Annotated in this window: 23 protein-coding genes; 13 read left to right on the top strand and 10 right to left on the bottom strand. The window is 65.3% G+C overall.

The genetic code is table 11. The features are described 5' to 3' along the window. Positions 1–11: 11 nt before the first annotated feature. The 4 genes from CKJ84_RS01860 to mptB all read right to left on the bottom strand — a co-directional run bounded on the left by CKJ84_RS01860 (position 12) and on the right by mptB (position 4,634). The gene (locus CKJ84_RS01860) at positions 12–875 is read right to left on the bottom strand and encodes a heme A synthase (RefSeq protein WP_095545760.1); all 864 of its coding nucleotides are present in this window, start codon (positions 873–875) and stop codon (positions 12–14) included. A gap of 281 nt (positions 876–1,156) precedes the next feature. Next, on the bottom strand, positions 1,157–1,858 hold the full coding sequence (locus CKJ84_RS01855) for an ABC transporter permease (RefSeq protein WP_233125535.1): 702 nt from the start codon (positions 1,856–1,858) through the stop codon (positions 1,157–1,159). 151 nt (positions 1,859–2,009) lie between these two features. Beyond that, positions 2,010–2,954 (bottom strand): ABC transporter ATP-binding protein, encoded by a 945-nt coding sequence (locus tag CKJ84_RS01850; protein ID WP_233125446.1) that lies wholly within the window; start codon positions 2,952–2,954, stop codon positions 2,010–2,012. Positions 2,955–2,960: 6 nt separating this feature from the next. Beyond that, on the bottom strand, positions 2,961–4,634 hold the full coding sequence (gene mptB, locus CKJ84_RS01845) for a polyprenol phosphomannose-dependent alpha 1,6 mannosyltransferase MptB (RefSeq protein ID WP_198949231.1): 1,674 nt from the start codon (positions 4,632–4,634) through the stop codon (positions 2,961–2,963). Positions 4,635–4,800: 166 nt separating this feature from the next. Here mptB and CKJ84_RS01840 point away from each other — a divergent pair, with 166 nt between their 5' ends. The 9 genes from CKJ84_RS01840 to CKJ84_RS01800 all read left to right on the top strand — a co-directional run bounded on the left by CKJ84_RS01840 (position 4,801) and on the right by CKJ84_RS01800 (position 13,146). Beyond that, on the top strand, positions 4,801–5,541 hold the full coding sequence (locus CKJ84_RS01840; RefSeq protein ID WP_095546375.1) for a metalloregulator ArsR/SmtB family transcription factor: 741 nt from the start codon (positions 4,801–4,803) through the stop codon (positions 5,539–5,541). Beyond that, positions 5,528–6,973 (top strand): Fe-S cluster assembly protein SufB, encoded by a 1,446-nt coding sequence (gene sufB / locus CKJ84_RS01835; RefSeq protein ID WP_095276483.1) that lies wholly within the window; start codon positions 5,528–5,530, stop codon positions 6,971–6,973. Before CKJ84_RS01840 ends, sufB begins: the two co-directional genes overlap by 14 nt. Positions 6,974–6,978: 5 nt before the next feature. Continuing rightward, a complete protein-coding gene (sufD, locus tag CKJ84_RS01830; protein WP_095276487.1) occupies positions 6,979–8,151 on the top strand; it encodes a Fe-S cluster assembly protein SufD in 1,173 nt (390 codons plus the stop codon). Between the two features lie 69 nt (positions 8,152–8,220). Further along, the gene (gene sufC / locus CKJ84_RS01825; protein ID WP_095276490.1) at positions 8,221–8,976 is read left to right on the top strand and encodes a Fe-S cluster assembly ATPase SufC; all 756 of its coding nucleotides are present in this window, start codon (positions 8,221–8,223) and stop codon (positions 8,974–8,976) included. Next, complete coding sequence (locus CKJ84_RS01820) at positions 8,976–10,235, top strand: cysteine desulfurase (protein ID WP_095545758.1); 1,260 nt, start codon at positions 8,976–8,978, stop codon at positions 10,233–10,235. The genes sufC and CKJ84_RS01820 overlap by 1 nt, the downstream gene beginning before the upstream one ends. Next, positions 10,232–10,684, top strand: a complete 453-nt coding sequence (gene sufU, locus CKJ84_RS01815) for a Fe-S cluster assembly sulfur transfer protein SufU (RefSeq protein ID WP_095545757.1) — start codon at positions 10,232–10,234, stop codon at positions 10,682–10,684. The genes CKJ84_RS01820 and sufU overlap by 4 nt, the downstream gene beginning before the upstream one ends. Before the next feature lie 3 nt (positions 10,685–10,687). Next, a complete protein-coding gene (locus CKJ84_RS01810) occupies positions 10,688–11,128 on the top strand; it encodes a metal-sulfur cluster assembly factor (protein ID WP_095536171.1) in 441 nt (146 codons plus the stop codon). Positions 11,129–11,236: 108 nt separating this feature from the next. Further along, on the top strand, positions 11,237–12,865 hold the full coding sequence (locus CKJ84_RS01805) for an ABC-F family ATP-binding cassette domain-containing protein (protein ID WP_095545756.1): 1,629 nt from the start codon (positions 11,237–11,239) through the stop codon (positions 12,863–12,865). Between the two features lie 32 nt (positions 12,866–12,897). Continuing rightward, a complete protein-coding gene (locus CKJ84_RS01800; protein WP_233125444.1) occupies positions 12,898–13,146 on the top strand; it encodes a PLDc N-terminal domain-containing protein in 249 nt (82 codons plus the stop codon). On the opposite strand, the gene CKJ84_RS01795 is transcribed toward CKJ84_RS01800, so the two are convergent. Together CKJ84_RS01795 and CKJ84_RS01790 are read right to left on the bottom strand one after the other, a co-directional pair. Next, positions 13,143–14,513, bottom strand: a complete 1,371-nt coding sequence (locus tag CKJ84_RS01795) for a PFL family protein (RefSeq protein WP_095545755.1) — start codon at positions 14,511–14,513, stop codon at positions 13,143–13,145. The genes CKJ84_RS01800 and CKJ84_RS01795 overlap by 4 nt on opposite strands. A 10-nt stretch (positions 14,514–14,523) precedes the next feature. Beyond that, the gene (locus CKJ84_RS01790) at positions 14,524–14,793 is read right to left on the bottom strand and encodes an ACT domain-containing protein (RefSeq protein ID WP_095545754.1); all 270 of its coding nucleotides are present in this window, start codon (positions 14,791–14,793) and stop codon (positions 14,524–14,526) included. Positions 14,794–14,877: 84 nt separating this feature from the next. Between CKJ84_RS01790 and CKJ84_RS01785 the strand changes: the two genes are divergently transcribed. Continuing rightward, complete coding sequence (locus CKJ84_RS01785; protein WP_095545753.1) at positions 14,878–15,621, top strand: NAD(P)H-binding protein; 744 nt, start codon at positions 14,878–14,880, stop codon at positions 15,619–15,621. Between the two features lie 30 nt (positions 15,622–15,651). Here the strand turns inward: CKJ84_RS01785 and CKJ84_RS01780 are convergent, their stop codons facing one another. From CKJ84_RS01780 to acnA, 3 genes are all read right to left on the bottom strand, one after another. Beyond that, positions 15,652–16,407 carry a hypothetical protein gene (locus CKJ84_RS01780; protein ID WP_095545752.1) on the bottom strand — a complete coding sequence of 252 codons (756 nt, stop codon included), beginning with the start codon at positions 16,405–16,407 and terminating at the stop codon, positions 15,652–15,654. A 24-nt stretch (positions 16,408–16,431) separates the two neighbouring features. Continuing rightward, positions 16,432–16,998 (bottom strand): TetR/AcrR family transcriptional regulator, encoded by a 567-nt coding sequence (locus tag CKJ84_RS01775; RefSeq protein ID WP_095536166.1) that lies wholly within the window; start codon positions 16,996–16,998, stop codon positions 16,432–16,434. Positions 16,999–17,112: 114 nt separating this feature from the next. After that, positions 17,113–19,893 carry an aconitate hydratase AcnA gene (acnA, locus tag CKJ84_RS01770; protein ID WP_233125443.1) on the bottom strand — a complete coding sequence of 927 codons (2,781 nt, stop codon included), beginning with the start codon at positions 19,891–19,893 and terminating at the stop codon, positions 17,113–17,115. Between the two features lie 375 nt (positions 19,894–20,268). Here acnA and CKJ84_RS01765 point away from each other — a divergent pair, with 375 nt between their 5' ends. The 3 genes from CKJ84_RS01765 to CKJ84_RS01755 all read left to right on the top strand — a co-directional run bounded on the left by CKJ84_RS01765 (position 20,269) and on the right by CKJ84_RS01755 (position 24,231). Next, on the top strand, positions 20,269–20,742 hold the full coding sequence (locus CKJ84_RS01765) for a DUF6676 family protein (protein WP_158221662.1): 474 nt from the start codon (positions 20,269–20,271) through the stop codon (positions 20,740–20,742). Between the two features lie 546 nt (positions 20,743–21,288). Continuing rightward, a complete protein-coding gene (locus CKJ84_RS01760; protein ID WP_095545749.1) occupies positions 21,289–23,133 on the top strand; it encodes a DIP1281 family NlpC/P60 protein in 1,845 nt (614 codons plus the stop codon). A 51-nt stretch (positions 23,134–23,184) separates the two neighbouring features. Beyond that, on the top strand, positions 23,185–24,231 hold the full coding sequence (locus CKJ84_RS01755; RefSeq protein WP_095545748.1) for a ferrochelatase: 1,047 nt from the start codon (positions 23,185–23,187) through the stop codon (positions 24,229–24,231). Positions 24,232–24,234: 3 nt separating this feature from the next. Here the strand turns inward: CKJ84_RS01755 and CKJ84_RS01750 are convergent, their stop codons facing one another. Further along, positions 24,235–25,020, bottom strand: a complete 786-nt coding sequence (locus CKJ84_RS01750) for a hypothetical protein (protein ID WP_095276540.1) — start codon at positions 25,018–25,020, stop codon at positions 24,235–24,237. Between the last annotated feature and the right edge of the window lie 36 nt (positions 25,021–25,056).

The raw sequence follows: 25,056 nt of genomic DNA, 5'->3' as shown, positions 1-25,056 counted from the left end.
TGCGTGGGAGGTTAGACGAGTGTGGGGAGACGGCGCGAACTGTGCGCCCACAGGAAGGCGGTAAACGCGACGACGGTGGACGACATTGCGATGTGCGCCGGGATGGTCCAGCGCGGGACGCCGAGCCTGAACTGGATGACGCCGATCGCCCACTGGATCAGGATGAGCACGATGAGGGCGAGGGCGGTGCGCATCGCGTCGCTCGGCGCCTTGTGGCGGCGCAGCATGTACACGGTGACCAGCGTGGCAATGAGGTAGAGGTACAGGCAGATTGCGTGGACGTACGCAAGGACCCTGGTGTCCATCTCGAGGCGGCCCTCCAAACCGGCGGTGGCGTCGCCGGCGTGCGGACCGGAGCCGGTGACCATGGTGCCCGTCACCAGGACGAATACTAGCGCGATGGCGGCGATGATCGCCCAGGTCACGGCGGCCTTGGGGACGCGCCTCGTCGGGGCGACATCATCCGGCTCCGCAATGCGCATGTAGAGCACGGCGGCGACGGCGACCAGCACCATCGAGGGCAGGAAGTGCACGGCGACGGCCCACCACTTCAGGTCTAGGAGGACGGAGATGCCGCCGATGACGGCCTGCAGGACGACGCCGCCGAGTGAGACGGCTGCGAGCGACTTGATACCGGAGCGACGTCCCGCGCGGACGACCGCGACGAGGACGGCGATGGATGCTGCGGCGACGACGAAGGTGAGCGTGCGGTTGCCAAACTCGATGAGCTGGTGGATCCACGGCGCCGAACCCGCGACGGGGACGAGCGAGCCCTCGTGGCACATCGGCCAGGTATCGCAACCCAGGCCTGAGCCGGTGACGCGGACGAGCGAACCAGTAACGGTGATGCCGCCCTGGCACAGCAACAGGATCATGGCCAGAACGCGCTGTACCTTGAGCGACGCCCCCTTTGGTGCATCCACGGCCTGTGCCGCATCGCCGGCATTGTGGCTGGCATTGTGGCTGGAGTTGTGCTCAGTCTGGGGAGACCCCAACTGCGGAGAAGACACGAGACGCGCTCCCTTTCACGTGTGCAGTTTTGCAGTGCAACTTTAGTTTGAGAAATGACTGCTTCAGCTTAACGCATGACGCCCCAAACTCCGAGATCCGATTGGGCGTGGAGCGAGTTGAGCTCCGCAGCGGTGCGCCACAGGAGCTACCCCTCGAAGCGGAACCATCGGGCCGCGGCCGCCATGGCCGCCCCAGCCCAGCACAGGAGCGACAGCCACGCCTGCCAGTGGAAAGAAAGCTCGAGCGCCTTGGTCAGGGCGCCAGCGAGCGCCACCGTGGGGACCGCGTTCCACCAGCCGGCGTCTCCGACGTCACCGCTGTACTGCACCCACCCGAGCACGCCCATGAGGACGAGCCAGATGAGGTTTGCCAGAGCAAGGACCAGCTCGGAGCTGAGTGTGCCCCCCATGAACAGCCCCATCGCCGTGAATGTGGCGACGCCGACCAGCAGGGTGATCAGGCCGAACAGGGCGCCGAGCGCACTGACGCGCCACCCCAGGGCAACGGCGAGCGCGCCCAGGACAACAATCTGTACCGCAACGGTGGCCAGGACGCCGATGATCTTTCCAGCAATGATGGTCCACGGCGGCACCCCGGAGGCGCCGGTTCGCTTCAGCGCACCGTAGCGGCGGTCAAACGCGAGGGCGATGGCCTGGCCAGTAAAGCCCGCGCTCGTGGTGGCCACGGCGAAGACCATCGGCACCAGCTGGTGGAAGTCGGTATCGCCGAAGACCGGGACGATTGCTGCCGCCACGAGCAGCGCCGCGGGGATGACCAGGTTGAGCAGCAGCTGCTCGCCGTGGCGCAGCATGAGCTTCGCCTCAATCCGTCCTTGGGCGAGCGCCATCGCGGCCACGGAGGCGCGCTGCGGGCGGGGAGCAAACGTGCCCGGTGCGAGCTTGGGATTGGGGGCTGCACCGTCCTGGGATCGGTGCAGCTGTGCATCATGGGCTGTCGTCATGGTGTACCTCCTTCAAGTACTCAAGTAAGGGTCTGCGCTAGCTGCGCAGCTCTCGGCCGGTGATGTCGAGGAAGACGTCCTCAAGGTTTCGGTGCGAGACGCTGAGTTCGCGCAGCAGGACATCCTGCTGGGCCGCGGCGTGCGCGATTGCTTCAACCAGCTGGGGGCTGCCGTCGCCGCGCACGCGGTAGGAGAGCGGCCTGACGTTTTCCGCTTCCCGGTCCGCAGCGCCGAACGCGCGCAGCGAGTGGTTGAACGTTTCCAAGTCCAGCGCCTGTGCCGTCCCGAACGATACGAGCGGGTAGTCCTCGTGGGAGGTGAGCTCCGCCGGCTCGCCGGTGGCAACGACGCGCCCCCGATCCACAATGACCACGCGGTCCGCCAGCGATTCGGCCTCGTCCATCAGGTGGGTGGTCAGCACGATCGTGGTGCCATCGCGCTTCATCGCATTGACCAGCTCCCACACCGCGAGCCGGGACTGCGCGTCCATGCCTGCGGTGGGTTCGTCGAGGAAGAGGAGCTCGGGCCTGCCGATAATGGCCAGGGCGAGGGAGAGTCGCTGCTGCTGCCCGCCGGAAAGTCTGCGGTACGTCGTCGACGCCACCCCCTCGAGCCCGAGCAGCTCGATGAGCCAGTCGGGGTCGTGCGGGTCCTCGTTGTAGGACGCCGCGAGGTGCAGCATCTCCCGCACCTTGACCCCGGAGTATGATCCGCCGCCCTGGAGCATGATGCCGATGCGGTCTCGAACCCGCTGTGGCTCGGTCGCGGGGTCGTACCCTAAGACTCGGATGGACCCGGAGGTCGGCTGCGTAAACCCCTCGCACATCTCGATGGTGGTGGTCTTGCCCGCCCCGTTTGGTCCCAGCAGCGCGAGAAGCTCGCCGCGTCGAGCGGTGAATGAGACCCCGTCGACTGCGCGCTTGGGCCCGAATTGCTTGACTACCTCGTTGAGCACGAGGGCTTCAGGTTCCATGCTTGGCATGGTTGGTTAGTGTAGACCTCTCCCGGCCGTATGGCGGTACCAGAACCACGCTGCGGCGCACATGACCGCAAACCACACCGCGGCAGCGAGATAAATCGTCGCGACGGTCCCCGGTGGCAGCGCGAGCCCGCGCGGCAGCACCAAGAAGCTAAAAAGCGCAGAGTAAATCGCGACGGCAGCCCGGAAGAAGAAGCGATTCGCCCACGCCGCGAGCGGCAGGATCCCCCAGAGCGGATACCAGGGGTGAACCACTGGGAAGAGCAGGACGAGGACGAGCGTTGCCACACCCAGCCCGCCGACAGGGTGGATGGAGCCGCGGAATGTCGCCCAGAGCATGCGCACGAGGAACGCGCCGGCCACGAGGAGTCCCACTCCGCGCGTGATGCTCAGGATCGCCTCCGTGTGATCGCCCAGCTGCAGCAGCATCCCCGTAACACCGCTGATCACGCCGATGTCCGTGGTCAGCGACAGCCAGCTGCGGATCGTCGCCGCGCCGCCCTGCCCGGTGACCCACCCAAGCCCGATCCCGGTGAACCAGGAGATCAGCCCAGCCGTCACCGCAAGGCACCCCGCCTGGACGAGGGCCGCGGTGCAAATTGCGCTTATCGACGACCGCTTGCCCCCACTTCGCGCGCACACCCGCGCCAGCGCCATGCCCGTAAACCCGAGGGCAATAAACCCGGTGACCTTGACCAGCCCGCCGCAGGACAGGAGCGCCCCCGAGAGGAGGAACAGCGCCCACCCCCGACGCCGCTGCCCGCCGGCCGCAAGCGCGTCGATGCCCCGTAGCCCTACCTCCATACCGACGAGGAGGAACCCGAGCATGATCGACTCGTTGTGGATGCCGGCAATGAGGTGCAGGATTGCCAGAGGGTTCAAGATCCCCAGCCAGAGTGCGGTCGCGCCGTGGACGCCGCACCGCCGGGCCAGCGCGCGGATGCCCCACGCCGCGGCCACCACGCCCGCGAGCGACAAGACGCGGTGGCACAGAACCCCGAAGTAGATCGAATCCTGGGTGATCCATGACACCGCGGAAGCAATCCCGAGTGCAACGGGGCCGTACGGGCTGGGGGAGTGTGCCCAGATGAACGGGACGGATCGGGCGAGCCGGTCCTCGGTGCCGAGCAGTTCGACGGGGCCCGCGGCGTAGGGGTCCAGCCCTTGCCGAACGATGGATCCCTGGGCGAGGTAGGAGTAGATGTCCTGGGTGAACAGGGGCGCGGTGAGCAGCAGGGGCGCCGCCCACACCAGGAAGGTCCGAAACACCACCCGGGCGCTGATCCGCGCGTGATTGGACCCGGCACCGACGAAGGGCCCCATGAGCAGCCAGGCGACTACGAGGCAACCGACTCCGATGAACACGAGGGAGGACGAGGCTTGCAGCATCCTCCCCATAAACGCGCCGCCGGGGAGGTCGAACCAGGGGTTGTCCACCACGGGCAGCGCGCCGCCGCCCAGCCCGCCGAGGCCGATCAGGAGCGTGCCGACCGCACCCAACCAGCGAAGGAGTGCGAAGCGGTTGAGCTCGACGACGGACGCGCGAACCCCCTTGTCCGAAATCCCAGCGCGGTGCAGCGCGGCTGAGCGGGAGCCGGGCGCACCGAATCGGGGCAGGGCGTCGACAAGCGTGGACGGCCGCGTGGTCTCGGAGGGGTGGCGTGCAGGGGTCACATCACGCATTCTAAGGCCCGGGCGCTCCCAGAGCGGCAATGCTTTGCGACACGCTGGGGACCCGCCGCAGCGGAAATATTTTGGAAACACTAGTGTTGTGTAAAGGCGAAAGGATCGTCCTTTTGTCCGCGGAATTCGCGGAGACGTCGAGCGACACGGAAGCTGAGGTGAAGTGATGGCCGAGCAGCACCACGCTGCGGGGAGCGATACCCGCACCGAAGTCATGCGCGCGCTTCTCACGCTTGGCCCGGTGACTGCCACCGACATAGCCGCGCAATTAGGCCTTTCTGCCGCCGGTGTGCGCCGCCACCTTGACAAACTCATTGAGTCGGAACTGGCGGAGACGTGCGGTCCGCGCGCCATCGCCGGAGAAGAAGCGACGCGGGGGAGACCCGCCAAGCACTTCCGGCTCACTGACAGCGGGCGGCGCTCATTTGGCACGCACTATGACGACCTCGCAGTCGAGGCCGTCGAAATGATTAAGACACTCGGGGGTGAGGCGGCCGTGCGCGACTTTGCCCGCGCCCGGATTGACAAGATCCTCCAGGGTGTCGACGGGGCCTCCGGGGCCCACACATCGCCGAAAGGAGACAGCGAGGCGGCGCGCACGCAGGCTACCGTTGAAGCTGTCGCCGAGGTGCTTGATCAACATGGGTACGCGGCAACGGTGAGCGCCGTTGGCAACGGAATCCAGTTGTGCCAGCACCACTGCCCAGTCTCCGAAGTTGCGTCCGCGCACCCGGAGATCTGCGAGGCAGAGCACGAGGCGATCTCGGCACTGGTGGGCAAACACGTGCAGCCGCTCGCGCTGATCGCAGACGGCAACGGCATCTGCACAACCAACATTCCACTCGCCGCTACCGCTACGGCGGCGGGAACCATAAACGAAAGGAGCGGAGACTATGACGAAAGCTAACCCCGCACCCGGCCTGGACAAGCCGATGAATGATGATGAGATCATCGACTCCATCGGTGCCTACAGCTACGGCTGGCACGACTCCGATGTGGCCGGCGCCTCCGCACGGCGCGGTCTGAACAAGGACGTTGTCAAGGACATCTCCGGGATCAAGAACGAGCCGGAGTGGATGCTCAACCAGCGTCTCAAGGCGCTCGACATCTTTGACAAGAAGCCGATGCCGACCTGGGGCGCAGACCTCTCCGACATCGACTTCGACAACATTAAGTACTACGTGCGCTCCACGGAGGAGCAGGCGGCCTCTTGGGACGATCTTCCGGAGGACATTAAGCACACCTACGACAAGCTCGGTATTCCTGAGGCGGAGAAGCAGCGTCTCGTCGCCGGCGTCGCGGCTCAGTACGAGTCCGAGGTGGTCTACCACCAGATCCGCGAGGACCTGGAGGAGAAGGGCGTTATCTTCGTCGACACCGATACCGCGCTGCGCGAGCACGAGGAGCTGTTCAAGGAGCACTTCGGCACGGTGATTCCGGCCGGCGATAACAAGTTCTCTGCACTGAACTCCGCTGTCTGGTCTGGTGGCTCCTTTATCTACGTTCCGCCGGGGGTCCACGTGGACATCCCGCTGCAGGCCTATTTCCGCATCAACACGGAAAACATGGGCCAGTTCGAGCGCACCCTGATCATCGTGGATGAGGACGCGTACGTCCACTACGTCGAGGGCTGCACCGCCCCGATCTACAAGTCGGACTCCCTGCACTCCGCGGTCGTGGAGATCATCGTGAAGAAGGGCGGCCGCTGCCGCTACACCACGATCCAGAACTGGTCCGGCAACGTGTACAACCTGGTGACCAAGCGCGCGAAGGCCGAAGAGGGTGCCACCATGGAATGGGTCGACGGCAACATCGGCTCGAAGGTGACCATGAAGTACCCGGCCGTGTGGATGACCGGTGAGCACGCGCGTGGCGAGGTCCTTTCCGTCGCGTTTGCGGGTGAGGGCCAGTTCCAGGACACCGGCGCGAAGATGACCCACATGGCACCGCACACCTCCTCGTCCGTGGTGTCCAAGTCCGTGGCCCGCGGCGGCGGACGTTCCGCGTACCGCGGCCTGATTCAGGTGAACGCGAACGCGCACCACTCCACCTCCAACGTCGAGTGTGACGCCCTGCTGGTGGACGACATCTCCCGTTCCGACACGTACCCCTACAACGACATTCGTAATGACCGAGTCACCCTCGGCCACGAGGCGAAGGTTTCCAAGGTCTCTGAGGAGCAGCTTTTCTACCTCATGAGCCGCGGCATTCCGGAGGAAGAAGCAATGGCCATGATCGTGCGCGGCTTTGTCGAGCCGATCGCCAAGGAGCTCCCGATGGAGTACGCCCTTGAACTGAACCGTCTCATCGAGCTGCAAATGGAAGGATCGGTGGGCTAACCCCAATGACCGTCTCTGTTGATCCCGTACAAAACGCCACCCCGCACAACAACAAGGGTGACCTCTTCCAATCCTTCACCGTCGACGACTTCCCGGTCCCGGGCGGTCGCGACGAGGTCTGGCGCTTCATCTCCCTGCGTCGCCTTCGTGGTCTGCACAACGGCAAGTTCGCCGACGCCGCAAAGGCGCAGGTAAAGATCGACGCCCCCGAAGCGGTCAGCGTCGAAGAGGTCGCAATTGACGACGATCGCCTCAAGGTCGTTGGCGGCGCCGTCGATCGCGTCGCAGCGCAGGCCTGGTCCTCTGCGAAGTCCGGCTACATCGTGTCCATCCCGGCCGATACCGAGCTGGACGAAGACGTGACCATCACCGTGACCGGTGCTGGTGAGGATGTCACCACGTTCGGCAACATCCTGGTTGAATCCGGCACGCACTCCAAGGCGAACGTCATCCTGCGCTACGAGGGCACCGGTACCCACGCCGACAACGTGAACTGGCACATCGGCGAGGGCTCCCGCGTCCACGCGATTGTGGATGCGGAGTGGAACTCCGATGCTGTCCACATCGGACAGCAGTCCGTGCTGGTCGAGCGCGACGCCACGCTGCGCCACCACGTTGCAACGTTCGGCGGGGAGGTCGTCCGCATTACCCCGCGCGTGAAGTTCGCAGCGCCGGGCGGCGACGCGGAGCTGACCGGCGTCTACTTCGCGGACGCGGGCCAGTACATCGAGAACCGCATGCTCGTTGACCACTCCGTCCCGAATTGCCGCTCCAACGTCCTGTACAAGGGCGCACTGCAGGGCGACAAGCAGTCCTCGCTGCCGGAGGCACGTACCTGCTGGGTTGGCGACGTCCTGATTCGCTCCGACGCGAAGGGCACCGACACCTACGAGACGAACCGCAACCTGGTGCTCACCGACGGCGCCCGAGCCGATGCGATCCCTAACCTAGAGATCGAGACTGGCGAGATCGCCGGCGCCGGCCACGCAGCGACCGTGGGACGCTTCGACGACGAGCAGCTGTTCTACCTGCGCTCCCGCGGCATCCCGGAGGACGAGGCGACCCGCCTGATCATCCGCGGATTCTTCAACGAGGTCCTCAACCAGATCCCAGTCGAGTCCGTCCGGGACGAGCTCATCGCCCGCGTTGCCGGCGAGCTCGAGCGGAGCAACTCCTAAGCGCCCCAGCCACGTCGCTGAACACCTGTAACACCCGCGTCACCGAATAAAGAAAGCTGAAAACACCGAATGTCTACGCTTGAAATTAAGAACCTGCACGCCAACGTCTTGCCCACGGAGGAAGGACAGGAGCCGAAGCCGATCCTCAAGGGCGTGAACCTGACCATCAAGGCGGGCGAGACCCACGCAATCATGGGCCCGAACGGCTCCGGCAAGTCCACCCTTGCCTACACCCTTGCGGGCCACCCGAAGTACGAGGTCACCGAGGGCGAGGTGCTGCTCGACGGCGAGAACATCCTGGAGATGGAGATCGACGAGCGCGCTCGCGCCGGCCTCTTCCTGGCAATGCAGTACCCGGTTGAGGTCCCGGGCGTGTCTTCGTCCAACTTCATGCGCTCCGCCGTCACCGCGGTGCGTGGCGAGTCCCCGAAGCTGCGCGAGTGGGTTGCTGAGCTCAACGCCGCCCGCGAGTCCCTGCAGATGGACGCCTCCTTCTCCGAGCGCTCGGTCAACGAGGGCTTCTCCGGCGGCGAGAAGAAGCGCCACGAGGTCATGCAGCTCGCGCTGATGAAGCCGAAGTTCGCTGTCATGGACGAGACCGACTCCGGTCTTGACGTTGACGCGCTGCGCATCGTCTCCGAGGGCATCAACAAGTACCAGGAGGAAACCAACGGCGGCGTCCTCATGATCACCCACTACAAGCGCATCCTCAACTACGTCCAGCCGCAGTTCGTGCACGTGTTTGCTGACGGCAAGATCGTGCAGACCGGCGACGCATCGCTGGCAGACCAGCTCGAGGCAGAAGGCTACGAGAAGTTCATCTAATGGGATACGTCAACGACAACGGAACACTCAACGTGGAGGCGATCCGCGCGGAGTTTCCGATCCTGTCGCGCACCGTGAGGGACGGCAAGAAGCTCGTCTACCTCGACTCCGGTGCGACGTCGCAGCGACCGGAACGCGTGTGGAACGTCGAGCGAGACTTCGTCCTCAACACCTTCGCGCCGGTGCACCGCGGCTCCTACCAGCTTGCTGAAGAAGCCACGGATGCCTATGAGACGGCACGCGACGCCATCGCGGCGTTCGTCGGCGCGGACGGGCACGAAATCGCGTTTACAAAGAACGCGACTGAGGGACTCAACCTCGTCGCCTATGTGCTTGGCGACGAGCGCGCGGGCGATCTCGCGGTGCGTGAAGGCGACACCATCGTCATCACCGAGCTTGAGCACCACGCCAACCTCGTGCCGTGGCAGGAACTCGCCGAGCGCACTGGTGCGACCCTGAAGTGGTACACGATGACGCCGGACGGGCGGATCGATCTGGACTCGCTCGAGCTGGACGAGACCGTCAAGGTCGTGGCGTTTACGCACCAGTCGAACGTCACCGGTGCTGTCGCTGACGTTGACGAGCTGGTGCGCCGCGCGAAGGCTGTCGGCGCGATGACAGTGCTCGACGCGTGTCAATCGGTGCCGCACATGCCGGTCGACCTGCACGCGCTCGACGTCGACTTCGCTGCCTTCTCCGGCCACAAAATGTGCGGGCCATCGGGCGTCGGCGCCGTGTACGGCAAGGGCGACATTCTCAATCAGCTGCCGCCGTTCCTCACGGGCGGCTCGATGATTGAGATTGTGAAGATGGAAAAGACCACCTTCGCGCCGGCACCGCAGCGATTTGAGGCGGGCACCCAGATGACCAGCCAGGTCGTGGGGCTAGGTGCCGCAGTCGAGTTCCTCAACGAGGTCGGCATGGACGCCATCCACGCCCACGAGCAAGAGCTCACCGCGTACGCGCTCGAGCAGATGCAGGGCATCGAGGGGCTGCAGATCGCGGGGCCGCTCACCGCCGAGCAGCGTGGCGGAGCGATCTCGTTTACCGTCGACGGTGTGCACCCGCACGACCTCGGTCAGGTGCTGGACTCCGAAGGCGTGGCAATCCGCACCGGGCACCACTGCGCGTGGCCTGCCCACCGCGGCCTGAACCTGCAATCCACCTCGCGCGCAAGCTTCTACCTGTACAACACGAAGGAAGAAGTGGATACGCTGGTGGCAGCGATTGGCAAGGCGAAGGAGTTTTTCGCACGATGAACCTTGAATCGATGTACCAGGAAGTGATCCTGGACCACTACAAGAACCCCCAGTACGCCGGGCTGCGCGAGCCGTACGAGGCGGAGGTGCACCACGTGAACCCGTCCTGCGGCGACGAGCTGACGCTGCGCGTTCACCTTTCCGAGGATGGGAAAACGGTGGAGGATGTTTCCTACGATGCGGCCGGTTGCTCGATCTCGCAGGCGTCGACAAGCGTGATGGCGGAGGAGCTGAAGGGGCTCCCCGTCGAGCAGGCGATGAAGAAGCTGGGGTCGTTCGAGGAAATGATCACCTCGCGCGGCACCATCGAGGGCGACCCAGCGCTGATTGGCGACGGCGTTGCGTTCGGTGGCGTGGCGAAGTTCCCGGCGCGTGTGAAGTGCGCGCTGCTCGGGTGGAAGGCCTTCGAGGCGGCAACGCACGAGGCCCTGGAGAAAAAGGAGAGCTAGGACATGGCTGAAGACAACGTCAACGAACAGACCACTGCGGCCGACGCTGACGCTGCCAAAGGCGGCTCCGCGTCGAACTTCGGCGGCGCGGGCGAGCGTCCGCCCCAGACCGATGCACAGCTCAAGCTGGCCGGAGAGGTGGAGGAGTTCCTCCGCGACGTGATCGACCCGGAGCTGGGGATCAACGTCGTCGACCTCGGCCTGGTCTACGACCTGTGGATTGAGGAGCGCGACGGCAAGACGATCGCGTGCATCAACATGACGCTCACCTCGCCGGCATGCCCGCTGACAGATGTGCTCGAAGAGCAGGCGCAGCAGGCCGTGGTGGGCAACACCGAGGCGGACGACATCGTGCTCAACTGGGTATGGATGCCGCCGTGGGGCCCGCAGATGATTACTGAAGAGGGCCGCGAACAGCTCCGCGCCCTCGGGTTCGCGGTGTAGCACCCCTCGACGTCCCCCTCACGGTTAGCGCCCTGAGGGGGACGTTTTGCATTGCTGACCCTGCTGACCCTGCGGTGTCGATTTGGGGGTGCTTGCTACAGTGATCCCGTGATTGTCACCAATGATCTCGAAGTCCGCGTCGGCGCACGCACGCTCCTGTCTGCGCCCGGCCAGCACCTGCGCGTGCAGCCGGGCGACCGTATCGGGCTGGTGGGGCGAAACGGCGCGGGCAAGACGACGACCATGCGCATCCTCTCGGGGGAGACGGAGCCCTACGGCGGTTCGGTGACGCGCTCGGGCGAGATTGGCTACCTGCCGCAGGACTCCAAAGAGGGCGACATCGAGCAGACCGCACGCGCGCGAGTGCTTTCCGCCCGCGGCCTCGACCAGATCCAGCGCTCGATGGCCAAGCAGCAGGAGATCATGGAGACCACCGACGGGGCGGAGCGCGACAAGGCGATTGCCAAGTTCTCCCGCCTGGAGGAGCGGTACCAGGCGCTCGGTGGCTACGAGGCGAACGCGGAGGCGGCGCAGATCTGTGACAACCTCGGCCTGCCCAGCCGAATCTTGGACCAGCAGCTGAAGACCCTGTCGGGTGGCCAGCGCCGCCGCGTGGAGCTCGCGCAGATTCTCTTCGCCTCGCGCCAGGGGTCGGGCAAGTCGCAGACCACGCTGCTTCTCGACGAGCCCACGAACCACCTCGACGCCGACTCGATTAGCTGGCTGCGCAACTTCCTGTCCAAGCACGAGGGCGGCCTCATCATGATCTCGCACGACGTCGAACTGCTCGACGCCGTGTGCAACAAGGTCTGGTTCCTCGACGCCGTCCGCGCCGAGGCGGACGTGTACAACATGGGCTTTGCCAAGTACAAGGACGCACGCGCGCTCGACGAGGCGCGCCGCCGCCGCGAGCGGGCCAATGCGGAGAAGAAGGCGTCTGCGCTGCAGAAGCAGGCGGCAAAGCTCGGTGCGAAGGCCACGAAGGCAGCTGCGGCGAAGCAGATGCTCGCGCGCGCCGATCGCATGATGGAGCAACTCGATGAGGTTCGGGTGGCAGACAAGTTTGCGTCGATTAGCTTCCCTGAGCCCGCGCCGTGCGGCAAGACTCCGCTGTACGGCAAGGGGCTGACCAAGATGTACGGCTCGCTCGAGGTCTTCGCCGGGGTTGACCTGGCGATTGACAAGGGCTCGCGCGTGGTCGTGCTTGGCACCAACGGCGCGGGTAAGACGACGCTGCTGAAGCTGCTGGCCGGTGTGGAGCGCACTGACGGCGAGGGCGGCCTCGTGTCCGGGCATGGGCTGAAGATCGGATACTTCGCGCAGGAGCACGACACGATCGACGGCGACAAGAGCGTGTGGGAGAACACCATCGAGGCCTGCCCCGACGCCGGCCAGCAGGATCTGCGCGGCCTGCTCGGCGCCTTTATGTTCTCGGGCGACAAGCTCGAACAGCCGGCTGGCACTCTCTCCGGCGGTGAGAAGACGCGCCTCGCGCTCGCCACGCTCGTTTCCTCCCGCGCCAATGTGCTGCTTCTCGACGAGCCCACGAACAACCTGGATCCGCAGTCGCGCGAGCAGGTGCTTGACGCGCTCAAGACCTACACCGGGGCCGTCGTCCTGGTCACCCACGACCCGGGGGCAGTGCGCGCGCTCGAGCCGGAGCGCGTGATCATCATGCCCGAGGGCGACGAGGACCTGTGGAGCGACGAGTACATGGAGATCGTGGAGCTGGCGTAGCGGGTTGAGTTCGCCCGGCTAGACTCGCTGGTATGACGAAGAACAACGACCTCATCACCATGTTCCGCGACGCGTGGAACGCCATGTCGAGCGACCAGAAGACCATCGTCGGCGCTCTGGCCGCCATTGACGCGCTCGGCAAGGCGCTTGCGCTGCGCGACCTGGCGCGTGCGAAAGACGGCAGGGTGCGCGGCCCGAAGTGGCTGTGGGCGCCCATCATTGGCGCGGTGAACACGCTTGGCTGGGCCGCCTACTTCCTCATCGGGAGGAAGCGCCACTAGTTCCTAAAACCGTGCACCGGCGCCGGGATGAAGCCGCCGCGCCGGATCATCTCGGCGCTGCCCTTCGTGTTCACCGGAATGACTGGCGCGTAGCCGAGCAGTCCGCCGAAGCTCACCTCGTCGCCCGGCTTCGTGCCCGGGACTGGGATGAGGCGTGCGGCGGTGGTCTTATGGTTCATGATGCCGATCGCGGCTTCGTCGGCAATCATGCCCGCGATGGTTTCGGCCGGGGTGTCGCCGGGGATCGCGATCATGTCGAAGCCGACGGAGCAGATCGAGGTCATCGCCTCGAGCTTGTCCATGGAAATTGCGCCGGAGTGCACGGCGTCAATCATGCCCTGGTCCTCGGAGACCGGGATGAAGGAGCCGGACAGGCCACCGACGCGGGAGCAGGCCATCATGCCGCCCTTTTTCACCGCGTCGTTGAGCAGGGCGAGCGCCGCCGTAGTGCCGTGGGTGCCCACCTGCTCGAGCCCGATGTGTTCGAGGATGTGCGCCACTGAGTCGCCGACCTCCGCTGTCGGGGCGAGCGAGAGGTCGACGATGCCAAACGGCACGCCGAGTCGTTCGGCGGCCATGTTGCCCACGAGCTGGCCGGCGCGCGTGATCTTAAACGCGGCCTTCTTGATCTCCTCGGCGATCTCGTTGAGCGACGCACCCTTGAGCGGGGTGATCGCATTGTCCACCACGCCCGGGCCGGATACGCCGACAGAGACGACGGTGTCCGGCTCCTCAATGCCGTGGAATGCGCCAGCCATGAACGGGTTGTCACCCACGGCGTTGGCAAACACGACGAGCTTCGCGCAGGCGATGGAGGACTCGTCCTTGGTCAGCTCGGCGGCCTCCTTGACTACCTCGCCCATTCGCGCCACGGCGTCCATGTTGATGCCGGCGCGCGAGGTACCCACGTTCACGGAGCCACAGACCGCCTGGGTCACGCTCAGCGCCTCGGGGATCGAGTCGATGAGCCGGCGGTCCGAGGACGTCGCACCCTTTTCCACGAGCGCGGAGTAACCACCGACGAAGTTCACGCCGAGCTCCGACGCCGCCTTGTCCAGGGCTCGTGCGATGTCGACCGGGTTGCCATCCACGCCGGCGGCGACGAGCGAGACGGGGGAGACGGAGATGCGCTTGTTCACGATCGGGATGCCCAGCTCGCGCTCGATGCCCTCGCATACCTCGACGAGGCGGGCGGCGCGTGCGGTGACGCGGTCGTACACCGCCTGGCAGGTGGCGTCCATGGTGGAGCGGGTGCAGCCGATGAGCGAAATGCCCATGGTCACGGTGCGGATGTCTAGGCGGTAGTCCTCGATCATTTTGATGACGTCGAGGATGTGGCCGGATTTGAAGTCGAAGTCTGTAGCCATCGCGCCGCCCCTAGACTTCGTTCATCGCGGTGAACAGGTCCTCGGACTGAATGCGCACGACCACCCCGAGTGCGTCGCCCACTTGGGCCAGGTGGTCCTGGAGCTCGCCCATATCCGGGGTATCGTCCGGCAATGCGACGCGCATGACCATGGTGAAGTAGTTGTCCATGAGCGTCTGCGAGACGTCGAGAATGTTCAGGTTGCGTTCTGCCGCGGCGCCTGCGACTGCGGCGATGATGCCAACGCGGTCCGGGCCGGTAGTCGTAATAATTGCGTGCATGAGGGACCATCATAGTGGCACGTACGGACACGGGTGAGAGTTGCGCCACAGCGAGTCCGCGCCGAGTTGGTTACGGTGGGCCGCATGACTGATTCAGCGAACACCCCCAATGCTTCTGCACCCCAACCTTTTGCCACCACGGCGTCGGAAACGCCTGAGCGCACCGCGCGTGTGCTCGTCATCGGCGCGGGCGGTCACGTGAGCCGCCACTCGGTGCCGCTGCTGGTCCAGCAGGGCCACGAGGTCACCGGCCTTGTGCGCAATCCCGATCACGTCGCCCGCATCGAGCAGGCGGGCGCGCAGGCAATGGTGCGCGACATCACGGACCTCACGGTAGAGCAGTGGGCGGCGCTGCTGTCCAAGTTTGATGTGGTGGTGTGGTCCGCTGGCGCGGGCGGAAGCTCCGCCGAGGCGACCTACGCTGTGGACCGAGACGCGGCGCTGCGCGTCGTGGAAGCGCTTGAGCAGCTCACCGAGCACACGCCCCGACTTCTCATGGTGTCCTACGCGGGCGCGCGCTTCGCCACCACGGATGATGACGGCGCGTGGTACGCCTACGTCGAGTCCAAAAAGACGGTCGATGTGCGCATCATGGACAGCGACCTCGAGCAGGTCATTCTTGGCCCGGGCATGCTTGTCGACGGCCCCGTGCCCGGCTACGCCACCATCGATCTCGAGGGGGACGACGCCCAGGGCCACCCGCAGACCTCGCGCGAGCTCGTCGCTGAAGTGATCGTCGAGCTGGCTGGTCGCGACAGCGTCGCGGGGATTGCGAACCCATTTGAGTTCCAGAACGGGCAGACCCCGGTGCGCGAGATCGGGCGCTAATCTGCCACGGAACTCTCTCCAGGGTTCCTGCTACGCCTTCGGCGCGTGGGCCGGGCTGCGGTCGAAGCAGTACTGTGCAAAGTTCCGCAGGATCGCGTTGGCCCAGGCAACGTCGTGGTTGGGCAAATCGGCGACGATACGAGCGTAGTCCTCGGCGGGGAAGTACCCGTAGTTGTAGAAGAAGTCCATCCGGGTGTGCATCGCGGCGGCGTCCATTTCAGCGTGGAACTGGGTGGCCCACACGTGGTCGCCGTAGCGGACCATCTGGACGGGGCAGGTGGGTCCGGTGGCGAGGACGGTAAGCGCCTCCGGGAGACTGTCTGCGTCCGGGTTCTCGGTGTGCCCGGTGAGTGCTGTGAACTGCTCCGTGGCGCCGCGCAGCAGCCTGTCGCCGCGGCCGGCGGCCGTCAACGCAACGCTCGTCGGGCCTGAGTTCTCCGGGTGTGTGTGGCCGACGGTGCCACCGAGGTGATCAACCAGCCACGAGATGCCAAAGCAGACGAAAAATACTGGCAAGCCCGATTCGACCACGCCCGCGAGCACGTCGTTAATGTGGCGCTGCCACGGTGAGTACTCGGCGTTGCTGACGTTGAGCGAGCTGCCGCCGATGATGATCCCGCTAATGGCCTCCAGCGATCCAACTTCCTCGTCAACCCGGTCCAGGATCTTGAGCTCGACGTCAACCTCGCTCAGGCCGGCGGCGTTAAGGACGTCGTGGTATTCGGCACGCGCGATCTCGGGTGCGAGCTCGCCTTGTCGCAGGGAGAGGAAAAGCAGCTTGGACATAGCGGTAATTCTATACCGCTTGGTCTATTTTTCACTAACCGGCTTACGGACCGACTGCTCGACGAGCGAGAGCATGGCCTCCAGGCGCTCGACGGGCTCGCCCGCAGCGAGCTTGACCACGAATCCTTCGAACACCGTCTCCAGGTAAGTCTGGACAACGTCGATGGCGACGTCCTCGCGCATGGCTCGGTTGGACACGATGCGATCATGGACAGCTTGGTCCAGAACCTCTTGGTGAGCGCGCCACCGTTGCTCAAACTCCGGGTCGGTGCGGAGCTTGCGGACGATCTCCGCGCGGGTGACAAACCAGTCGTTCTTTTCGCGGTGGTGGAGCATGTCGCGCATCACCTCGACCAGGCCCTGGTTGCTCACCACCGCCGCCTGCCGCTCCGCGTCCTCGCTCGCGATGGCGAGAAACAGCGCTTCCTTATCCGCAAAGTGATGGAAGATTGCCCCGCGCGTCTTGCCCGTAGCCTGTTCGAGCTTGGCCACGGTAGCGCCTTCGAAGCCGTAGTGGGCGAAGCAGAGCCGAGCGGCATCAATGATTTCTTGGCGCCGACGTGCGAGTTCGCCTTCACTGACGATGGGCATGCGCGGTGCAATCCTTCCTGTAATAGGGGTGTGGGATGAATGGTTCGGTGGTGAGAAAACGAAGAGGGGCACCCGGGCGGGAGGCCCGGGTTACCCCTCTACAGGGTCAAGGAGTTAGTTCTTGACCATCTGGCGCAGCACGTACTGCAGGATGCCGCCGTGGCGGAAGTACTCTGCCTCACCAGGCGTGTCGACGCGGACAACTGCGTCGAACTCGACCTTCTCGCCGCCGTCCTTCGTTGCTGCAACGTGGACGGTCTCCGGGATCGTGTCGCCGTCGTTAAAGGCGGTGATGCCCGTGACCTCGAAGGTCTCGGTGCCGTCGAGGCCCAGGGAGCCGTGCGACTGGCCCTCGGGGAACTGCAGCGGCAGCACGCCCATGCCGATGAGGTTCGAGCGGTGGATGCGCTCGAAGGACTCCGCGATGACGGCCTTCACACCGAGCAGGTTGGTGCCCTTTGCGGCCCAGTCGCGGGAGGAACCGGTGCCGTACTCCTTGCCGGCGATGACCACGAGCGGGATGTTCTTCTCTGCGTAGTTCATCGCGGCGTCGTAGATGTACGCCTGCGGTGCGCCCTCCTGGGTGAAGTCGCGGGTGTAGCCGCCCTGCTCGTCCACCAGCTCGTTGCGCAGGCGGATGTTGGCGAAGGTACCGCGGACCATGACCTCGTGGTTACCACGACGGGAACCGAAGGAGTTGTAGTCGTGGCGTGCCACACCGTGCTCGTCCAGGTAGTTCGCCGCCGGGGTGCCCGGCTTGATGGAGGAAGCAGGGGAAATGTGGTCGGTGGTCACTGAGTCGCCGAGCTTGGCCAGCACGCGTGCGCCGGCGATGTCCTCGACTGCCTCCGGCTGCTCCGGCATACCGTCGAAGTACGGAGCCTTGCGGATGTAGGTCGAGTCCTCGTTCCAGTCGAAGGTCTTGCCCTGCGGGATGTCCAGGTTCTGCCACTGCTCGTCGCCCTTGAACACGTCGGCGTAGTCAGCCTCGTACATCTCGCGGGAGATGATGCCGGAAATGGTGCTCTCGATCTCCTCGGTGGACGGCCACACGTCCTTGAGGAAGACGTCGTTGCCGTCGGCGTCCTGGCCGAGCGGCTGGGCGTCGAAGTCGAAGTCCATGGTGCCGGCAATGGAGTACGCGATGACCAGCAGCGGGGAGGCCAGGTAGTTCATCTTCACGTCGGGGGAGATGCGGCCCTCGAAGTTACGGTTACCGGACAGGACCGCGGTGGCGGTCAGGTCGTACTCGTTGATGGCGTCGGAGACCTCGGTCGGCAGCGGGCCGGAGTTACCGATGCAGGATGCGCAGCCGAAGCCGGTGAGGTAGAAGCCGACTGCCTCAAGATCCTTCCACAGGTCGCCGCGCTCGTAGTAGCCGTCGACAACCTGGGAACCGGGAGCCATGATGGTCTTGACCCACGGCTTGGCGTGCAGGCCGTTTTCAGCAGCCTTGCGCGCGAGCAGTGCGGCGCCGACCATGACGGACGGGTTGGAAGTGTTGGTGCAAGAGGTGATTGCAGCGATGGCAACCATGCCGTGGTCGAGGGTGTACTCGCCGCCCTGCGGGGACTCGACGATGACCGGCTTGGAAGCGCGGCCCTCGGCGCCGTCCGCGGCAGACTCGCCGTGACCCGGCCAGGACTGGTTGTAGTCCACGGTCTCGGTCTTCTCGGCGCGCACCGGCTCGGTGACGTCGTTGCCAGCGGTGTTGTAGTCCGGCAGCTGGGTGCGGAAGGTGTTCTTGGCCTCGGACAGCAGGATGCGGTCCTGCGGGCGCTTCGGGCCGGCGATGGACGGCACGACGGTGGAGAGGTCCAGCTCGAGGTACTCGGAGTACTCGGCCTCCTCGGCGTCCTGCTCCAGCCACATGCCCTGTGCCTTGGCGTATGCCTCGACGCGGTCGATGTCCTCCTGGTCGCGGCCGGTCAGCTCGAGGTAGTTGATGGTCTCCTCGTCGATCGGGAAGATCGCGCAGGTGGAGCCGAACTCCGGGCTCATGTTGCCGATGGTGGCGCGGTTTGCCAGCGGGATCTGCTTGACGCCGTTGCCGTAGAACTCGACGAACTTCTGCACCACGCCGTGCTCGCGGAGCATCTCGGTGATGGTCAGCACGACGTCGGTAGCGGTCACGCCGACCGGGATCTCACCGGTGAGCTTGAAGCCGACAACGCGGGGGATGAGCATGGACACCGGCTGGCCCAGCATGGCCGCCTCTGCCTCGATGCCGCCGACGCCCCAGCCCAGGATGCCCAGGCCGTTCTCCATGGTGGTGTGGGAGTCGGTACCAATGCAGGTATCCGGGTAGGCAAGGCCCTCGTTGTCAAAGACGACGCGGGAGAGGTACTCAATGTTGACCTGGTGGACGATGCCGGTTCCCGGCGGAACGACGCGGAAGTTGGAGAAGTTCTCAGCGCCCCAACGCAGGAACTGGTAGCGCTCCTCGTTGCGCTGGTACTCGATCTCGACGTTCTTATCCAGTGCAGCGTCGGAGCCGAATGCCTCGATGATGACGGAGTGGTCAATGACCATCTCGGCCGGGTTCAGCGGGTTGACCTGGTCCGGGCTGCCACCGAGGTCGCTGACTGCCTCGCGCATGGTTGCAAGGTCGACGACGCAGGGCACGCCGGTGAAGTCCTGCATGAGGACGCGGGCCGGGGTGAACTGGATCTCAATCGACGGTTCTGCCGACGGATCCCAGTTGGCGATTGCCTTGATGTGGTCTTCGGTGACGTTCTTGCCGTCCTCGGTGCGCAGCAGGTTCTCGCCGAGCACCTTCAGGGAGTAGGGCAGCTTCTTCATGCCGTCAACCGCATCGAGGGCAAAGTAGTCGTAGGACTTACCGCCGACCTCGAGGGTCTGCTTAGCGTTGAAGGAGTTCTTGCTTTCAGCCACAGTGAGCTCCATTTCTCGTCGTAATGCAAATCTGGGAACTATGACACGTGATGGTCAACCAATAATGATATGCGACCTCTCACGGTTCCGTCGCCATAATAACAGTACGGTCGTTATGTTTTGCGCTAGGGCGCACTTATCGACGCCCCCGAGCAACCAAATCCCCTCATCCGCGGGGGCAAACGCACCCGGATAATCAAAGCACCTGGGCAAACGCAGCGACGGCGAGGGCGGAACGCGCTCACTCTGACCACACTGCCTACCCCCAAACGCGTGGTAGGTTTCCGGCTGCATGTTGGAAGACCGGAGCGCATAGCGCGACGGCGAGCCGATTACACTCCGTAACGACGGCGAATGCGAGCGGAAAGGGACGACGTGATTCCAGTAGACGTTGACATGGCGAGTCTGGAAGCCCAGCTCCAGGAGGATGGGATCGCCTTTGGGACGGAAAACCCCGTCAACGTACCGCTCGAAGCCGCAATGCGCGACGCGCTGACGCAAGCACCGGCCGACGACATGGGGGAGGCTGGGCTCGTTGTGCTTGAGCAGACCCCACCGCAGATTGCAGACCTTCGCGACGTCGCACAGGACCTCCTCAATGGCACCGGTTATGACACAGTCGTGGTCCGGACGCCGAACGCCGCTATCGCGGTGAGCGATTCGCTCAGCCGGGCGGCGATCGAGCGCGGGCAAACTGCGATGGTGGCCCAGCCTGATTACCCGAAAGGGGTCGTCGCGTTCGCTGAGGCGACGCAGGGGCACTCCGTGGCGTGGGGGATTGCCGTTGGAGCGGTGGTGCTCGCGCTTGCGTGCATCGCGGTGTTGTCCGCCTGGCGCGCACGCCGTTAGCCACCCCCTCAATAAGTCAAGTCGTTCGCCTTGACGGTTTTGTCTTGCATCAAGGGATACGCAGCCGCATCGCGATCCCAGCGCAACGGCCATGGCGACTTGTCCCCCCCTGCCGGGAAATGTGTCGAACTTCACACTACTTGTTCGTATCGGCTATATCTGCTGTACCTGGCGCTATCAGGTCATGTGAAAAGCCTTGACTGTTGTGGTTTTTGGTAAAGATTGTGCAACAAGTTGATTACGTGTCGTATGGTCTTGCTGTCGGCTCGTGAGCTGAATGCAACACCAATCGTTTCAGGCCTTACTCCTTGACTGAACTCGTCATTCGGTAAAGGCCCCGGTTCGGGCATGTGGGGAAGCACGCCAAGAACCAGGCCGGTAACGAAGGTGGGGCTGAAGGCTCGCGTGCCTGCATCAGTAGTCAACCCATTAGGGCTGCGCGTCAAGGCTGCAGGCTAGTCACCTGTGGCGGTGAATCGTCGAGAAGCACTTTGCTCCTCGCTTGATTTGTCATGCCTGGGCGCGCGGCGTGAGGAGCCCCATTCCGTGGTAGAACCATCGAGGTTCACCCGGTCGGGTCGCGCGCGCATTGCGCTCGGCACGATCGCGTGTTCCACAACTCTGTCTCTCGCGGCGACGCTGGTCACCCCAGTGGCAACCGCGCAACCTGCGTCCATGACGGAGCTGGTCACCAGCATTTCGCAGGCGCAGTCCAACATCGATGACCTGAATTTGAACATCGGCGACCTGCAGGAAAAGGTCAATCAGGCGCTCGTGGACCTCAAGGACGCCCAAGGCCGCGCCGAGCAGGCTCGCCAGGGTGCAGAGGAAGCGAAGAAGCGCCTGGAGGCCTCGGAACACGCCGTCGAGGAGGCGCGAGCAGCGCTCGACGAGGTCACGCGGTCGCAGTACCGCGGCGCCGGCCAGAGCGGCGGGCTCGACATGGCCACCAGCGGTGACGCCCAGAAGGACGTGCTCGACCGTTCGCTGTACCTGCGTCAGCGCAGCGACGAACGCCGGGCGAAGCTCGACGAGGTCGAGCGCGCACGCACCGAGGCAGCCAACGAGGCGTCGATCCAGCGCAAAGCGAGCCAGCTCGCCGAGTCGACCGCCAGCGAGGCGGAGGCCGCGGAGGCCGAGGCCCGCGAGCTGCTTGACTCCACCAGCGAGGCCCTGGCCGAGCAGCGTCGCGAGCGTGATCGGGCGCAGTCCGAGTTGGACAGCGCTCAGGCGTCGTTAGCCGAGCAGCGCCAGGCGTCGGGATCGGCCCCCCAGACCGATGCGAGCGAGTCCGGTAGCCCGACTGAGGCGGCGGACTCGGGCGAGACGGCGGCACCTGCGACCTCCCAGACGGCCGAGTCGGAAGGGGCGCAGCAGCAGTCCGCGCAGGGCCAAGCCGCGCAGCCGAGCATTGAAGCGTCCGCTGCCGCCCCTGAGCAGCAGGTCACTGCTGACGAGATCCCCGAGGACGTGGTGCTTCGCGTCGAGCAGCACGCGGCGGACATCGATCCCTCGGTCGCACAGCTGAGCTCGGAGACGGTCGCGCAAGCCCTCACCAACGCCGCCGCAGCGAACGGGGAGAGCCTGCAATCGGAGCCGGAGGCGGGCGCAGCCGGCGCACCCGACGCGCCAGCGCCGTCCTTCGGCGGCATGTCCAGTGACCTGAACATCTCCGAAGACACCATCGCCGCGGCGGCAGGAATCATCGCCGCCGCCGCGATGGTTGGCGCGACCCAAGCCAACCACACAAGCCTGGAAAGCCCGTACGGCTCCTCGAGCGACAGCGAGGTCATCGCGGCGTTCGCCGGCGGGCTGAGCGACGCGCTCGGCGCCGGTGGGGCCGCGCAGGTGAACCAGACCTCGGACGAAGAATCCGCATCCACTGGCACCACTGAGGATCTCAACTCCGTGCTCCCGGAGGTCGACTCCGCAGCAACGGTCTCAGACACGATTCAGAGCGCCGTGGGCAAGGCCAGCGGCTCGCAAAGCGCCTCTAGCTCCGGTTCCATCGAGACTGTGATCGCCCGCGCCCAGTCTGCCATCGGCACCCCGTACGTGTGGGGCGGCGGTGACGCCAACGGTCCGACCACGGGCGTGGACGGCGGCAGCCAGGCGGGCTTCGATTGCTCGGGCCTCGTGCTCTACGCCTTCGCTGCGGTGGGCATTTCGCTGCCCCACTACACCGGGTACCAGTACCAGCGCGGCACCCAGGTGCCGGCGAGCGAGGCGCAGCGCGGCGACCTCCTGTTCTGGGGTCCGGGCGGCAACCAGCACGTGGCCATCTATCTTGGCGACGGCACCATGATCGAGGCCCCGCAGGCCGGGCAGAACGTGCAGATTTCCCCGGTGCGTTATTCCGGAATGGCCCCGAACGCGGTGCGTTTGCTCTAGGCGGCGAAGCGGTGTGACGCCGCGGATCGCCACCGCACTACCATCAGTGGCATGAAGTTATCTGACTACGATGCACTCCTCGTCCTTTCCTTCGGCGGCCCCGAAGGAAAGGACGAGGTTATTCCGTTTTTGGAGAACGTCACGCGCGGCCGGGGCATTCCCAAGGAACGGCTGGCTACCGTCGGCGAGCACTACTTCCACTTTGGCGGTGTGAGCCCCATTAACCAGCAGAACCGCACGCTGATCACCAACATCAACGCCGAGCTGGAGCGCCGCGGGATCAAGTTGCCCGTCTATTTTGGCAACCGCAATTGGCACCCGTTTGCCGAGGACACCGCGAAGCAGCTCGCCGCAGACGGCGCGCGCCGCGTCCTCGTCTTCGCCACGAGCGCGTGGGGCGGCTATTCCGCCTGCAGGCAGTACGACGAGGACATACAGCGCATGCGCGAGGTGGCACCCGAGGTCGAGTTCACCAAGCTGTGGCAGTTTTACGGCAACGAGGCGTTCATCGACCAGGTGGCGGCAGGCCTCAAGGAGGCGCTCGCGCAGGCGCAGGGGAAGGACTACCGGGTGCTGTTTACCGCCCACAGCGTGCCCACGGCGGCCGATGTTGCCTCGGGTGGCCCCGTTAACGCCAACCTCTACTCCCGGCAGGTTGCGGAGGCCGCGCGGCTCGTCGCGGAGCGCGCTGGCGCGCCCGACTACGAGGTGGTCTGGCAATCCAGGTCGGGGAACCCGGCCACGCCGTGGCTCGAGCCGGATGTGGTGGACCGGGCGGAGGCGCTTGCCGACGCCAACGTGCAGCACCTCATCTGCGTCCCCATCGGGTTTATTACGGACCACATGGAGGTTGTGTGGGACTTAGACACCGAGCTCCGGCAGGCCTGCGAGGAGCACGGGGTCACGCTGGACCGCGTCGCGACCGTGGGGCTGACCCAGGAGTTTGCGTCCATGGTCGTCGACATCGCGGAGGCGGTCGCCCGGGGCGAGCAGCCAGCGAGCCTGTCGACGCTCACCGTCCAGGGTTGCACCCGCAACGGCGCCCCGTGCTGCGAAGGGTGCTGCGAGCCGCGGAAGCGGCCCGCCCGCGCGCACTAGCAACTAAGCGCCGCCGGTGGACGCCGCGTACTCGCGCTGGTAATCCACCACCGCGTCGGCGACGCCTGCCATGCGGGCGGTGCGGATATGGCGCCACAGCGCGAAGAGCTGGGGGTCGAAGGAGTGATCGTCTAACCGGTCGGTCACCGTCTCAATGATCGCCGCCACCCGGTCAGCGCGGGCGAACAGCTTCGCCGCGCGCGGCGTGACGCCCGCAGGCAAGCCGGGTGTGTCGTAGAAGTCCGCGAGCGTCCCCACAGTCAGGCGCGGGTGGGGGAGTTCGCGAAGTACTTGGTTTGCGGGGTTGGCGGAGCGGGTGGCGTCGATAAGCACTGCTGCCTGGTTGGTTGCCTGGGACAGGAGCGCATCGGCCTCGCCGGGGCTGAGCCACGCGGGCTCCGGGAGCCGGCGGGACTCCTCGAACCACCGCCAGTGCACGGACGCGCCCGTGTAGTCGGGGACGAGGATGTGCGATTGGTCCGCGCCACGGACGACGATCGCGCCGGCCGGGGTGAGAGCTTCCATAGCGGGGCTGCCTGCGATGAGTCCGGCGGCCTGGCCCGGTCCCCAGAGGATGAGGCGGACCGCTGGACCCGGGGTGTCCAGGTCGGCTGCGGCGCGGACGTCGCGAAGCAGCGGCAACAACGGGCCGCCGAGGTATTCGTGGGTGCCGCCGAGGTCGCGCAAGGCGTCCATGGTTTCGTCGCTGGATTCGACGTTGTACAGCCATGCGGCGAGCCACACGGCAGTGTTCTGGAGCGGTGAATAAACCTCGGCACGAGTTTGCATCCGGGGTATCCTAACAGGAACCGGGGGTTGGGGAAG

It is taken from the genome of Corynebacterium sp. NML 120412 (assembly GCF_002285155.1).
GTDB classification, from domain to species: domain Bacteria; phylum Actinomycetota; class Actinomycetes; order Mycobacteriales; family Mycobacteriaceae; genus Corynebacterium; species Corynebacterium gottingense.
This window is presented reverse-complemented; position numbering and strand designations above follow the sequence as displayed.